We start from the raw sequence: 11,991 nt of genomic DNA on the forward strand, positions 1-11,991 counted from the left end.
CTTCGCTGGGGGTGGAAGCGGTGTGGGATCATCGAAGGATGGGCACCAGCAATGACATTCAGGCAGATTCGAGCGGACACTCCGCAGAAGTAGGCGCAGAGCTCGAACTCGACGTCACCAACGTAGCTCACGGCGGCATCTTCATCGCGAGACACGAGGGCCGCGTGGTCTTCGTGAGCGACACTCTCCCGGGGGAGCGCGTGCGCGCCCGCCTGACCTCGGCCAGCCACAAGAGCTTCTGGCGCGCGGAGACCGTGGAGGTGCTCACCCCGGCACCCGAGCGCCAACCGCACATCTGGGCATCCGCCGCCCTCGACCGCGACCCCGTGGACCGCGCCGGCGGCGCCGAGTTCGGTCACATCGAACTCGGCTACCAGCGCGAGCTGAAACGCCAGGTTCTGGCCGACGCCCTGAAACGGATGGCCGGCGTCGACTCCCCGGTCACGGTCGAGCCGGTCCCGGTCGGCCGCAACGCATCGCCCGGCGACGCCGCCGACGGCACCGGCTGGCGCACCCGCGTTCGGCTGCACGTCGACGAGGACGGTTCGGTGGGCCCGTACGCCGCCCGGTCGCACCGTGTCATCCCGGTCGGCGATCTGCCGCTGGCCGATCGCCTGCTGGAGGCGGCCGCGCCCCTGGACAAGATGTTCCCCGGCGCCGCATCCGTTGACATCGTCGCGCCGAGCCTGGGCACCGTGCAGATCCTCGTGGCGGAGCAGGACGACAAGGGTCGTCGCCGGCACACCCCGAAGACCCTGATCCGCGAGGTCGTCGGCGAGCGCGAATTCCGCCTCGACGCCGCCGGGTTCTGGCAGGTGCACACCAGCGCCGCTGAGACCCTCTACCGTGCGGTGCAGGACACCATCGACGCGGATGCGTTCGACCCGCGGGCCGCGAACCTGGACCTCTACGGCGGAGTGGGCCTGCTCGCCGCCGCCGTGGGCGACCGGTTCGGCAGCACCGTGCGCATGACCAGCGTCGAGAGCGACCCGCAGGCCACCGACTTCGCGGCCGAGAACCTCGCCGAATGGGTCGGCGCCAGTGTGCAGACCTCCCGCGTCGACCGGTTCCTGAACGCCCTCGTGCGCGACTCGAGCGCCGCCGACCGGGCCCGCCAGGCGGCCGCGACGGTCATCCTGGACCCGCCGCGCTCCGGTGCAGGCAAGGAGGTCATCGACCTGCTCGGTGCCGTCGGACCGGCCCAGATCGTCTACGTGGCGTGCGACCCGGTGGCTCTGGCCCGCGATATCGCCCTGCTCGCCGGGCACGGCTACGAGCTGCGCCGGCTCCGCGCCTTCGACCTGTTCCCGAATACGCACCATGTCGAAGCCGTCGCACTCCTGTCCCGCTAGCTATCGTTGATCCGTAGACACCGCGAGAATGTAGGAAACCGTGAATCACCCGCTAGCACCTCTGCCTTCGCCCACTGATCCCGTCGACACCGCCGTGCTGGGTCACCCCGTGCGCGTCGGCATCGCCGACGATCACGAGTCGGTGCGCCTGGGCATCAAGGCGGCGTGCGAGAACGTGGGCTACGAGGTCATCTTCACCGCCCCCACGGTGCAGGAACTCGTGGACGGCATCGCCGGTCGCGCCGTCGACGTCATCGTGCTCGACCTCTCATTGGGTGACGGGTCCCGCGTCACCGACAACGTGCACCGCGCCCAGAGCACGGGAGCGTCGGTGCTGGTGCACAGCATCGCCGACCGGGTCGCCCTGGTGCGCGAGGCGCTCGCCGCGGGAGCGTCCGGCGTCATCCCGAAATCGTCACCCACCACAACCGTCATGGCCGCCGTCGCATCCGTGGCCCGCGGCGACGTGCTCAACAACCTCGAGTGGGCCACCGCGATCGACGCCGACCGCGATTTCGCCAAGGCGCAGCTGGGCCGGCGCGAACGCGATGTGCTGCACCTGTACGCGTCGGGTCTGCCGCTGAAGATGGTCGCGATGCAGCTCGGCATCGCCCACTCGACCGCCCGCGAGTACCTCGACCGGATCCGGGTGAAGTACGTGGAGGTCGGCCGTCCTGCCCCCACGAAGGTGGACCTGCTTCGGCGTGCCGTCGAAGACGGGATCCTGCCGGGCCTCGACCCGGATGGCGGAGATGGCCGCGGCTGAGTCCGCGGTTGCCGGCGCGCCGGGGCTCACCGGGAAGAACCCGGACGGTGAACCGCTGGACGTCGATCTGATCGGTGGGCCCAAACAGCCGCGCAACCCGATCAGCCGCACCCGGATCGAAGTTGTGGCCTCGCGGTCGGTTGCCGGCGTCGGCGTGGTCTTCGCCCTTCAGGCGCTGCCGATCATGCTCGCACAGGCCCCGGTCCGGTTGCCGGTGATGGGCTTTCTCGCACCGGTGCTGCTCGGGCTGTCCCTGGTGGCCGTCGTGGTGGCCGCGGTGAGCAAGGTCGGCGTGCGCACGGCCGCCGGCGCCGTGGCACTGGTCTACCTAGCGGCACTGCTGGCCTGGCCGCTGCTGATGCGGGACCCGGCGGCCGTACTCGACGGCAAACCGTGGCTCTGGTACATGTGCACGATCGCGACCGCCTGCGCGGCCCTCGCGTTCCCCGTGCTCTGGGCCGCGATCTACACCTTCGCCGCTCCGATCATCTACGGTGTGGTGCGGTCGACGCCGTCCGGCGGCGACGCGGACCTGCTGCTCTCGGGCCTCGACGCGGTCTACGCGATCCTCCTGGGCCAGGTCATCCTGATCATCATCTTCATGCTCCGGCAGACGGCGGCCGCAGTCGACAGCGCTCAGACCAACGCGCTGCACCAGTACGGAAACGCCGTGCGCCAGCACGCCACCGAGGTTGAGCGGGTGCAGGTCGACTCGATCGTGCACGACAGCGTGCTGGCCACCTTCCTCGCCGCGGCCGCGGCGGGCAGCCCGAAGGCGGCCGAGCTGGCATCCGGCATGGCGGCGGATGCCCTGACCCGCCTCAACGACGCCGCCATCGTGCCGGCCGGCGACGACAGCACGGTTCCCTTCAGCGAGCTCAGCCGGCAGATCCGTGCCGCCGCGGCCCGCCTGTCGGTGCCCTTCACCATCGTCGAGTGCGAGATCGACGGACTCCGGCTGCCGGCCCATGCGCGGGACGCGATCCTCGCCGCGAGCGGGCAGGCCATGGTGAACAGCGCCCAGCACGCGGGCACGTCAGACCTGGAGCCCGAACGCACCCTGACCATGAGCGCGAACCCGCAGGGCGGCTGCACCATCGTGATCGCCGACTCCGGGGTGGGTTTCGACCCCGAAGCGGTGCCGGCCGAACGGCTGGGGCTGCGCATCTCGATAAAGGACCGGGTGGCCAGCGCCGGCGGTTCCGTCACAGTGTGCGCCGCCATCGGCCGCGGCACGACCATCACGATCAACTGGCCCACCGACGGGGGAGCGCGCGCATGATCTCCGTTCCGCGCGGGCTGGTGCTGTCCCTGGCAGCCATGTTCTCGGCCTATCACGTTGTGCTCGGGTTCTACTCGCTGGGGCAGCCGCAAACGCCGCTGCCGGCCATCCTCGCCATCATCGTCTACGCCGTGGCCACCGTGGTCAGCCTGTGGCCGACCAGCCCGACGCGGATGCCGGTGTGGCTGGCGTACTTCAACGTGGCCGTGTGCGCGATACTGCCGCTGTTGGTGGGGAGCCAGCTCGACGGTTCCGTCGACAACGGCTACGCCACCTGGTACGTCGCCGCGGTGGGCACCCTGATGACGGTCACCGCCACCCGGCGCCGTTCGGGGCTGGCCTGGATCGGAGCCGCGATTCTGGTCGTGCACACGATCTTCTGGGCCGGGCCGGCGGCCCTGGTCTCGATGGGCGTCATCGGCAGCGTCGTCTGGGTTGCCGTCGCGGTGATCCTGGCGCGGGCCCTGGCGAAGGCGGGCCGTGACGCGCGACAGTACGCACTGGCCGAGCAGGAGGCCACCGAGTGGCAGGCCGCCCAGGAGGCGCACCTGTATGAGCGGCAGGTGCGGCTGGCCCAGACCATCCGGCTGGCGGCACCCATGCTGCGCCGGATCATCGACCAGCACGGCGAGTTGAACGCCGAGCAGCGTCAGGAGTCCCGGTACCTCGAGGCCGCTGTGCGGGATGAGATCCGCGGCCGCAAGCTGCTCAACGACGCCGTGCGCGACGCGGTCATGGCCGCCCGGCGTCGCGGTGCGATCGTGACCCTGCTCGACGAGGGCAGCATCGACGACATCCGTGGGGCCGAGCTGGACTCGGTGCTCAACGCGCTGGCGGTGGCCATCGACGGCACGATGGCCGACACGATCATCGCCCGAACCGCCGGAGACGGGTCCGCGACGGCCGTCACAGTGGTCGGGCTCAGCAGCGCGGATGCGAAGCTGAGCGCTCTCGGCCAGGAATCGCCCGAGCCGGAGGTCGACCTCTGGCTGGAGATCCCGCGCGACCCGGCTCTGGTGTCCGCGCCGCCGGAGTGAACGCCGCCGGAGTGAACGCCGCCGGAGTGGACGCTGCCGGACTGGGCGGGCCGGTGCATCCTCTCCGCTGAATGCGGGGGAAATGCGAAAGGGACCAACCGTGAGGTTGGTCCCTTTCAACTTCGTGCCAGGGCGACAACCCGAATGTCACCCTGACGCGCCCCCACAACCCGACTGCTTACCCTAGTCGACGGGCCATGGTCGTGAATCTCAGAGAGATTCACCCGGCACAAGTAATACTCCTCTCACCGGGCCACCATGAAAAGTCGGCATTTAGGGGGACCGGATCAGTCGTGTGGCGTCAGCCCGGGAACCCGCGCCAGCGGCCGGTGCCGGGAGTGACAGGCGAACGGATGGCGCGCTGGCTGCGCTGCCACGCGCTCTGGCCGCGCGCCGGGGCCAGCAGAAGGCTGTCGGACTCCTCGCGGACCAGGCCGTGCAGCACGGCCGACACAGCCGCCGCCTCGGTGGGAGTGACGCCGCGGGTGACGAAGCGCAGCCCGGGCACGGCCTGCTCGGAGGAATCCGCGGGAGCGCTCACATCCGTGCCCGGGTTCGCTTCCGCTGCGGTATTCGAGGGAGTAATCGTTGAGTCGGTCATGGCGCCGCCTACAGCGGAATGTTCCCATGCTTCTTGGGCGGCAGGCTGGCCCGTTTGGTGCGCAGGGCGCGGAGCGCCTTGGTGACCGCCACCCGGGTCGTCGCCGGCTCGATGATGCCGTCGAGCTCGCCGCGCTCGGCCGCCAGGAAGGGGCTGGCCACGTTGTACGTGTATTCGTTGGCCAGGCGGGTGCGCACGGCGGCGACATCCTCGTCGGCTGCTTCGGCCTTCTTGATCTCGGCGCGGTACAGGATGTTCACGGCGCCCTGACCGCCCATGACGGCGATCTCCGCCGTCGGCCAGGCGAGGTTGATGTCCGCACCGAGCTGCTTGGAGCCCATCACGATGTACGCGCCGCCGTAGGCCTTGCGCAGGATGACCGTGACCAGGGGAACGGTCGCCTCGGCGTAGGCGTAGAGCAGCTTGGCGCCGCGCCGGATGATTCCGGTCCACTCCTGGTCGGTGCCGGGCAGGAAGCCGGGCACGTCGACCAGCGTGAGGATGGGAATCGAGAACGCGTCGCAGAAGCGCACGAACCGGGCGGCCTTCTCGCCGGCCGGGATGTTGAGCGTGCCGGCCATGGCGCTGGGCTGGTTGGCGACGATGCCGATCGAGCGTCCCTCGACCCGGGCGAAGCCGACCACGATGTTCGGCGCGAACAGCGGCTGCGTCTCGAGGAAGTCGCCGTGGTCGACGATGTGCTCGATCACGGTCTTCACGTCGTAGGGCTGGTTCGGGGAATCGGGGATGATCGTGTTCAACTTGAGGTCGGCATCCGTCGTCTCCAGCTCGATATCGCTGTCGAAGACGGGCAGATCGGCCAGGTTGTTGTCCGGCAGGAAGCTGAGCAGCGTGCGGGCGTAGTCGAGGGCGTCGGGTTCATCGCTCGCGAGGTAGTGCGCCACCCCGGAGACCGCGTTGTGGGTGTACGCGCCGCCGAGCTCCTCCATGCCGACGTCTTCACCCGTGACGGTCTTGATCACGTCGGGTCCGGTGACGAACATCTGGCTGGTCTTGTCGACCATGATCACGAAGTCGGTCAGTGCGGGGGAGTAGACCGCGCCGCCGGCGGCCGGGCCGCAGATGATCGAGATCTGCGGGATGACACCGGAGGCGGCCGTGTTGCGGCGGAAGATCTCGCCGTACTTGCCGAGAGCGACGACGCCCTCCTGAATGCGCGCTCCGCCGGAGTCGAGGATGCCGATGATGGGCACCCCGGTCTTCAGGGCGAGGTCCATCACCTTGATGATCTTCTCGCCGGCGACCTCGCCGAGCGAACCGCCGAAGATGGTGAAGTCCTGCGAGTACACGGCCACCTGGCGGCCGTGGATGGTGCCGGTCCCGGTGACGACGGCGTCGCCGTAGGGCCGCTTCTTCTCCATGCCGAACGCGTGGGTGCGGTGCCGCACGAACTCGTCGAGTTCGACGAACGAACCCTGGTCGAGCAGCAGATCGATACGCTCCCGGGCCGTCATCTTGCCCTTGGCGTGCTGTTTTTCGATCGCCGCCTCGCCGCTCGCGGTCACGGCTTCGTGATAGCGCAGCTTGAGGTCGGCGAGCTTTCCAGCCGTCGTGTACAGGTCGGGGCCCGCGAGGGGCGAGTTCTCAGTCACGCGGTTCACTCTACCGGCCAGCCCCTGCCCCCGATCGTTGACGATTCTCTACAAAAACCGGCCGGTTTGCTGGTCGGGTACCCCCGCTCCCCACGCATAACTCCTGCAAATTCTCGGATTCGGGCCGGAATTGTGCCTTTTCGGCCCGGTTTCGGCAGAATTGCAGGAGTTATGCAAGGGGAGAGAGTCACATGGAGTTTCCGCTCAGCCGCGAGGTCGTGCCGCGTTTCGAGTACCTGGCCGAGACCGGGTCGACGAACGACGCTCTGGTCGCCCACGCGACGGGCGAGGATGCCGCTGCCTGGCCCGACCTGTCGACGGTCGTCACCGACAACCAGACCCGCGGCCGCGGCCGAATGGGTCGCACCTGGCTCGCCCCCACCGGCAAGTCCCTCGCGATCTCGGTGCTGCTGCGGCCGGTGTCCGGTGCGGTGCCGCTGCCGACCTCGCACTTCGGCTGGTTCCCCCTGCTCGCCGGGGCGGCGATGACCCGCGCCGTGCGCGAGGTCGTCGAGGCGAGCCTGGCTGCGCGGGTGGTCGGGCCGGGCGAGGACGCACCGCGGCACGAGGTCACCCTGAAGTGGCCCAATGACGTTCTGATCGACGGCTACAAGGTGTCCGGCGTGCTGTCGGAGCTGCTGCCCGACGCGCGGGGGCTGGTGATCGGCACCGGGCTGAACGTGTCCCTCGACGAGCACGACCTGCCCACCCTCACCTCCACGTCGCTGATGCTCGTGACCGGCTCGCTCCCCGATGCTGACGCCGTGCTCGCCCGGTACCTCACCGAACTGCGAAACCTCACCGGGGACTTCCTCGCGGCCGGGGGCGATCCGGTGAGAAGCGGGCTGCTGCAGACGGTGACCGAGCTGTGCGGCACGCTCGGCGGGGTCGTGCGGGTGGAACTGCCCGGCGGCACCGATCTGGTGGGCACCGCGATCGCCCTCGATGACAGCGGCCGGCTGATCGTCGAGGACCAGACGAACGGCGACCTGCAGGCGGTCGCCGCCGGGGATGTCACCCACCTGCGGTATTAATGGGTTATGACAAAAACAGTTGGGTTATGACAAAGACAGCGGGCTTCGGCACTGCCGAGGTGCTTCCCCCGGCCGAATCGGTCGTGGCCGGGCTCCGGCCGCACGCCCGGGTGCTGTTCTGGCCCAGCCTGGCACTGCTGGCGATCGTCGGCGCCACCGCATACTTCTTCGGTTCCCTGCCGGAGCCGTGGCAGAACACGGCGCTGCTGGTCGCCGCTGTCGTGCTGGTGCTGCTGCTCTGGCTGCTGCCGCTCGCGTCGTGGCTGAACAACCGCTACACGATCACCACCCGGCGCATCATCTTCCGGCACGGGTTCTTCGTGCGCACCCGTCAGGAACTGCTGCACAGCCGCGGCTACGACGTGACCGTGCGTAAGAACTGGTTGCAGTCGATCGCCCACTCGGGTGATGTGCTGATCAACGCCGGGCTGGAGCAGCCGCTCGTGTTGAAGGATGTGCCGAACGCCGACCTGGTGCAGCAGGTGCTGCACGATCTGATGGAGTCCTCCCGCACCCTGATCGGCTCGCGGCGGCAGGAACAGGCGGCGAGCACCGGGGAGACCACGCGCTGGGGTTCCCGCTAAGCGCGTTGCGGATCCCGCTCCGCGCGCTGGGGTTCCCGCTCCAAGGCGGCCGTGGCCTGGCGCTTCGGGGAGAAGACCCAGTGCCGGTAGAGCACGAAGCGGAAGGCTGAGCCGAGGAACAGGCCGATCACGTTCGAGGAAATGTTGTCGGCCAGCAGGCTGGTGTATCCGAGCAGGTAGTGGCTGACCCAGAGGCAGGCCAGGCCGATACCCATTCCGACCAGGCTGACGGCGAAGAACTCGACCCCCTCGCGCAGCGTGTGCGACTGACGGTTCGCGCCGAAGGTCCAGTACCGGTTGCCGAGCCAATTCACCAGGATGGCCAGCGTGGTCGACACGACTTTGGCGTAGATCGGTCCGGCGTGCACCAGTTCCGGGTCGAAGACCGTCGTGCGCAGCAGGTTGAAGACGGCGAAGTCCACGACGAAGCCGACCAGGCCGACGGCGCCGAACTTGCCGAGCTGGCTGGCGAAGGCCAACAGCCGTGCAGACGTGCGCGGTGTACTCGGCATGCATCCCTCCGGATGATGGGCAAAGATAGAAGTCGAGAACACGAGTCTACGGCGAGGCCCAGCCTGCCGCCTGAGAGAACCCGAACCGGAGAATGACCGGTCGCAAGGATTGTGGTGGAACGATGAAGACGACTGTGGGCGTGATCGGCGGCGGCCAGCTGGCCAGGATGATGATTCCGGCGGCGGTGAATCTGGGGATCGACATCCGGGTGCTCGCGGAGAACGAGGGCATGTCGGCCGATCTGGCGGCAGTGCAGGTCGGCGACTACCGCGACCGCGACGTGGTGCTGGCCTTCGCCGACACGGTCGACGTCGTCACGTTCGACCACGAGCACGTTCCGCAGGAGATCCTGCGGGAGCTCGTGGCCCGGGGCGTGGCGGTGCATCCGGGGCCCGACGCCCTGCTCTACGCACAGGACAAACTGCTGATGCGGCAGCGCCTGACCGAACTGGGCCTGCCCGTGCCCGACTGGGCGCGCGTGGAGAACGCCGCCGAACTGGGCGTGTTCCTGGCCGCCCACAACAACCGGGCCGTCGTCAAAACGGCCCGCGGCGGCTACGACGGCAAGGGAGTGCGCCTGGTCGCCCACGAGCACGAGGTGGACGACTGGTTCGCCGCGCTCGCCGAAGACGGCAACGGCGGTGCCCTCTTGGTGGAGGAGCTCGTCGAGTTCCGCCGCGAGCTGGCCCAGCTGGTCGCGCGCCGCCCGTCCGGGCAGATCGCCGTGTGGCCCGTGGTGGAGACCGTGCAGCAGGGCGGCGTCTGCGCCGAGGTCATCGCGCCCGCTCCGTCGTCCGAGGGCCGCCTGGCCCAGGCCGCGGCCGACATCGCCGTGCGCATCGCCGAGGGCATCGGCGCCACGGGCATGCTGGCCGTCGAACTGTTCGAGACGACGGATGAGCGCATCCTGGTCAATGAGCTGGCGATGCGCCCGCATAACAGCGGTCACTGGTCGATCGAAGGGTCGACGACGAGCCAGTTCGAGCAGCACCTCCGCGCCGTGCTCGACCTTCCGCTCGGCGCGACCGACACCCGGGACCCGTGGACCGTCATGGTCAACATCCTCGGGGGACCGGCCGAGGGTGCCCTCTCGGCGCGGTACCCGGCCGTGTTCGAGGCCTATCCGGCAGCCAAGGTGCACACCTACGGCAAGGATCCGCGGCCGGGCCGGAAGGTCGGTCATGTGACCGTCGGCGGCGACGATCTTGACCTCGCCGCCTACCAGGCGCGCGCCGCAGCGGCAATCTTTCAGGACTGACCAAATAGGATCGAACCCGTGACAGACAACCCTGTGCCCGATTCCGCCCCGCTGGAGGCCGCTCTGACGCCGCTTGTGGGCGTCGTGATGGGCTCCGATTCCGACTGGCCCGTGATGAGTGACGCCGCTCAGCTGCTGCGGGACTTCGGTGTGCCCTTCGAGGTGCAGGTCGTCTCGGCGCATCGCACCCCGCAGAAGATGATCGCCTACGGTCAGAGCGCTCATGCGCGCGGACTCCGCGTGATCATCGCCGGGGCCGGCGGCGCTGCCCACCTGCCCGGGATGCTCGCGGCCGTGACGACGCTGCCGGTGGTGGGCGTTCCCGTTCCGCTGGGCCGGCTCGACGGCCTGGACTCGCTGCTGTCCATCGTGCAGATGCCGGCCGGAGTGCCGGTGGCCACCGTCTCCATCGGCGGCGCGCGCAACGCCGGCCTGATCGCCGTCAAGGCCCTGGCCATTGCCGATGACTCCCTGCGGGTCAAGCTGCTCGGCTATATGGAGATGCTCGCCGCCCAGGTCGAGCAGAAGAACCTGGACCTCCACAACAGATTATGAGTAGTGCACGCACGCCGATCCGGCATCCGGATGTCGGGTCCGCCTCGGTCATGACCCGCCGGGCCTGGTGGCTTGTGGTGCTCAATTTCGTGCTGCCCGGCTCCGCCCAGGTGCTGGCGGGCAACCGCCGGCTCGGCCGGTTCGGCCTGCGGACGACCTTCACGCTGATCGCCTTCGCGGTCGTCGTCGGTGTCGCCTTCATGCTCTGGCCGGCGGTTGTGCTCACGGTCTTCACGAACTCGATCGGGCTGTGGGTGGCGGCGGCGCTGCTCGTTTTCCTCGGCGTCGTCTGGTCGATCCTCACCCTCGACACCCTCCGACTCGTGCGACTCGTGCGGGCCGGTCCCCGGGCCCGGCCCGTGATCGCCGCCTTCACGACCGTGCTCATGGTCGGAGTGGTCGGCGCCGCCGGTTACGGCGCCTACCTGGCAACCACGACCAGCGGACTCCTGTCGTCGGTCTTCGTGGCCGGCCCGACCGAACCGCCCGTCGACGGCCGGTACAACATCCTGCTGCTCGGCGGCGACGCCGGCCCGGACCGTGACGGCCTGCGCCCGGACAGCATCTCCGTGGTCAGCATCGACGCCGACACCGGTCAGGCCAGCATGATCGGGCTGCCCCGCAACCTGGAGGACGTGCCGTTCTCGCCGGGTCCGCTCGCCGACCTGTACCCGGAGGGGTACGGCGCCATCGACGGCTGCGAGGTCTCCGCCTGCATGCTCAACTCGATCTACACCGAGGTCGAGCTGAAGAGCCCGGAGATGTACCCGGATGCGGTGGCCGACGGCAGCGAGCCGGGCATCGAGGGTATGCGCGACGCCGCCCAGGGCGTCACCGGCCTGACGATCCAGTACTACGTTCTGATCGACATGCAGGGTTTCTCCGACCTGGTGGACGCGCTCGGCGGCGTCGACATCAACGTCGACCACCGTGTGCCCGTGCACACCGACGAGACGTTCACCGAGGTGGCCTTCTGGTTCGAGCCCGGCATGCAGCACATGGACGGTTTCCACGCACTCTGGTACGCCCGCTCACGCCACGACACCAGCGACTACGACCGGATGGTGCGGCAGCGGCAGGTGCAGGAGGCGATCCTGGCCCAGGCGAGCCCCGCGAACGTGCTGACCAAGTTCCAGGCCGTGGCGTCCGCCGGAACCGAGGTCGTCAAGACCGACATCCCCCAGGGCATGCTCGGTCACTTCACGCACCTCGCATCGAAGACGAAGGCGCTGCCGATCCAGTCGGTCGAACTGATCCCGGAGAACGACGTCGACCCGGAGGATCCCGACTACGACGTCATCCGCAGCCTGATCGATGCCGCCCTGGCACCGCCCGCCACGGAGGAACCGGCCCCGTAAGGCCGTGTCCTCGGCCCGCGCACTCGGCGGAGGGCACG

12 protein-coding genes are annotated in these 11,991 nt (G+C 69.1%); 9 read left to right on the top strand and 3 right to left on the bottom strand.

Annotated features, from left to right (window positions below):
- Positions 1-38 precede the first annotated feature (38 nt).
- The 4 genes from AC0J5J_RS12695 to AC0J5J_RS12710 all read left to right on the top strand — a co-directional run bounded on the left by AC0J5J_RS12695 (position 39) and on the right by AC0J5J_RS12710 (position 4,437).
- On the top strand, positions 39-1,352 hold the full coding sequence (locus AC0J5J_RS12695; protein WP_134424815.1) for a class I SAM-dependent RNA methyltransferase: 1,314 nt from the start codon (positions 39-41) through the stop codon (positions 1,350-1,352).
- A 61-nt stretch (positions 1,353-1,413) separates the two neighbouring features.
- Entirely contained in the window at positions 1,414-2,118 is a 705-nt protein-coding gene (locus AC0J5J_RS12700) for a response regulator transcription factor (RefSeq protein ID WP_134424879.1), read from the top strand.
- Complete coding sequence (locus AC0J5J_RS12705) at positions 2,105-3,400, top strand: sensor histidine kinase (RefSeq protein ID WP_134424816.1); 1,296 nt, start codon at positions 2,105-2,107, stop codon at positions 3,398-3,400. The genes AC0J5J_RS12700 and AC0J5J_RS12705 overlap by 14 nt, the downstream gene beginning before the upstream one ends.
- Positions 3,397-4,437 carry a hypothetical protein gene (locus AC0J5J_RS12710; RefSeq protein ID WP_474898318.1) on the top strand — a complete coding sequence of 347 codons (1,041 nt, stop codon included), beginning with the start codon at positions 3,397-3,399 and terminating at the stop codon, positions 4,435-4,437. The genes AC0J5J_RS12705 and AC0J5J_RS12710 overlap by 4 nt, the downstream gene beginning before the upstream one ends.
- 301 nt (positions 4,438-4,738) lie before the next feature.
- Here AC0J5J_RS12710 and AC0J5J_RS12715 read toward each other — a convergent pair whose 3' ends face one another.
- The gene (locus tag AC0J5J_RS12715; RefSeq protein ID WP_474898320.1) at positions 4,739-5,038 is read right to left on the bottom strand and encodes an acyl-CoA carboxylase epsilon subunit; all 300 of its coding nucleotides are present in this window, start codon (positions 5,036-5,038) and stop codon (positions 4,739-4,741) included.
- 8 nt (positions 5,039-5,046) lie between these two features.
- Positions 5,047-6,660, bottom strand: a complete 1,614-nt coding sequence (locus AC0J5J_RS12720; protein WP_420898541.1) for an acyl-CoA carboxylase subunit beta — start codon at positions 6,658-6,660, stop codon at positions 5,047-5,049.
- Positions 6,661-6,842: 182 nt separating this feature from the next.
- On the opposite strand from AC0J5J_RS12720, the gene AC0J5J_RS12725 reads away from it, so the two are divergent.
- Positions 6,843-7,685: a biotin--[acetyl-CoA-carboxylase] ligase gene (locus AC0J5J_RS12725; RefSeq protein ID WP_134424819.1), complete on the top strand. Its 843-nt coding sequence runs from the start codon at positions 6,843-6,845 to the stop codon at positions 7,683-7,685.
- Between the two features lie 26 nt (positions 7,686-7,711).
- Entirely contained in the window at positions 7,712-8,269 is a 558-nt protein-coding gene (locus AC0J5J_RS12730; protein ID WP_474898322.1) for a PH domain-containing protein, read from the top strand.
- Here the strand turns inward: AC0J5J_RS12730 and AC0J5J_RS12735 are convergent.
- Entirely contained in the window at positions 8,266-8,781 is a 516-nt protein-coding gene (locus AC0J5J_RS12735; RefSeq protein WP_474898324.1) for a GtrA family protein, read from the bottom strand. The two genes, AC0J5J_RS12730 and AC0J5J_RS12735, sit on opposite strands and share 4 nt — an antisense overlap.
- Positions 8,782-8,903: 122 nt before the next feature.
- Between AC0J5J_RS12735 and AC0J5J_RS12740 the strand changes: the two genes are divergently transcribed.
- From AC0J5J_RS12740 to AC0J5J_RS12750, 3 genes are all read left to right on the top strand, one after another.
- Positions 8,904-10,040 (top strand): 5-(carboxyamino)imidazole ribonucleotide synthase, encoded by a 1,137-nt coding sequence (locus tag AC0J5J_RS12740; RefSeq protein WP_474898325.1) that lies wholly within the window; start codon positions 8,904-8,906, stop codon positions 10,038-10,040.
- Between the two features lie 87 nt (positions 10,041-10,127).
- Positions 10,128-10,595 (top strand): 5-(carboxyamino)imidazole ribonucleotide mutase, encoded by a 468-nt coding sequence (gene purE, locus AC0J5J_RS12745; protein WP_474900233.1) that lies wholly within the window; start codon positions 10,128-10,130, stop codon positions 10,593-10,595.
- The gene (locus AC0J5J_RS12750) at positions 10,592-11,953 is read left to right on the top strand and encodes an LCP family protein (protein WP_474898327.1); all 1,362 of its coding nucleotides are present in this window, start codon (positions 10,592-10,594) and stop codon (positions 11,951-11,953) included. Before purE ends, AC0J5J_RS12750 begins: the two co-directional genes overlap by 4 nt.
- Positions 11,954-11,991: the final 38 nt, after the last annotated feature.

It is taken from the genome of Cryobacterium sp. TS_SC_7, assembly GCF_056156285.1.

Coding starts and splice junctions, on each gene's coding strand:
- AC0J5J_RS12695 (WP_134424815.1), top strand. CDS start 39: ATGGGCACCAGCAATGACATTCAGGCAGATTCGAGCGGACACTCCGCA.
- AC0J5J_RS12705 (WP_134424816.1), top strand. CDS start 2,105: ATGGCCGCGGCTGAGTCCGCGGTTGCCGGCGCGCCGGGGCTCACCGGG.
- AC0J5J_RS12710 (WP_474898318.1), top strand. CDS start 3,397: ATGATCTCCGTTCCGCGCGGGCTGGTGCTGTCCCTGGCAGCCATGTTC.
- AC0J5J_RS12715 (WP_474898320.1), bottom strand. CDS start 5,038: ATGACCGACTCAACGATTACTCCCTCGAATACCGCAGCGGAAGCGAAC.
- AC0J5J_RS12725 (WP_134424819.1), top strand. CDS start 6,843: ATGGAGTTTCCGCTCAGCCGCGAGGTCGTGCCGCGTTTCGAGTACCTG.
- AC0J5J_RS12730 (WP_474898322.1), top strand. CDS start 7,712: ATGACAAAGACAGCGGGCTTCGGCACTGCCGAGGTGCTTCCCCCGGCC.
- AC0J5J_RS12735 (WP_474898324.1), bottom strand. CDS start 8,781: ATGCCGAGTACACCGCGCACGTCTGCACGGCTGTTGGCCTTCGCCAGC.
- AC0J5J_RS12740 (WP_474898325.1), top strand. CDS start 8,904: ATGAAGACGACTGTGGGCGTGATCGGCGGCGGCCAGCTGGCCAGGATG.
- purE (WP_474900233.1), top strand. CDS start 10,128: ATGGGCTCCGATTCCGACTGGCCCGTGATGAGTGACGCCGCTCAGCTG.
- AC0J5J_RS12750 (WP_474898327.1), top strand. CDS start 10,592: ATGAGTAGTGCACGCACGCCGATCCGGCATCCGGATGTCGGGTCCGCC.